The sequence below is a fragment of the Paenibacillus popilliae ATCC 14706 genome, from assembly GCF_000315235.1.
GTDB lineage: Bacteria > Bacillota > Bacilli > Paenibacillales > Paenibacillaceae > Paenibacillus_B > Paenibacillus_B popilliae.
Genome location: NZ_BALG01000400.1, coordinates 1 through 419, shown reverse-complemented (window position 1 = coordinate 419; position 419 = coordinate 1). Strand labels below are relative to the sequence as shown.

Here is a 419-nt window from a genome sequence, read left to right as displayed (position 1 = left end):
TCGCCTTCTGCTGTTTTCCTCCGTATTGCATCAAATACCCAATCCACATCATTAAGGTAGATGTTAGAGGCAAGCGGCGAGAACGGCCCACCTTAAGCGTCAAACCAATCCCACCTGTGCATAGCAAGTCAAAACAGTCACAATGAATCCATCACGCATACGAAAGGATGGATTCAAAATGGAAACGAGTTTACAAGCGTTATGGACGGAGCGCATTACCGCTTATCAGACCAGCGGGCAAACGATGAAAGCCTGGTGCAAAGAGCACGACCTGACCGTTCATCAATTAAAATATTGGCTCTACAAGGCGCAAAGGCAAGCGCGAGCTACCTCAGCGGTCACTACCTTCCGTCCGATCTCTGTCGCTGGCCAAATCGAAGCAACCGAGTCCCTTCAGCTCCAAGTCGGCGTTGCCCGGA

The 419-nt window shown here is 50.6% G+C and carries 1 protein-coding gene and 1 pseudogene; one reads left to right on the top strand and one right to left on the bottom strand.

From position 1 onward, the window contains the following. Positions 1-92 (bottom strand): annotated as a pseudogene (locus tag PPOP_RS22305) (reverse transcriptase domain-containing protein); the annotation flags it as partial. Between the two features lie 86 nt (positions 93-178). Between PPOP_RS22305 and tnpA the strand changes: the two are divergent. Further along, positions 179-419, top strand: a 241-nt coding sequence (gene tnpA, locus PPOP_RS17740; protein WP_006288045.1) for an IS66 family insertion sequence element accessory protein TnpA, incomplete at its 3' end; no start/stop codon positions are given.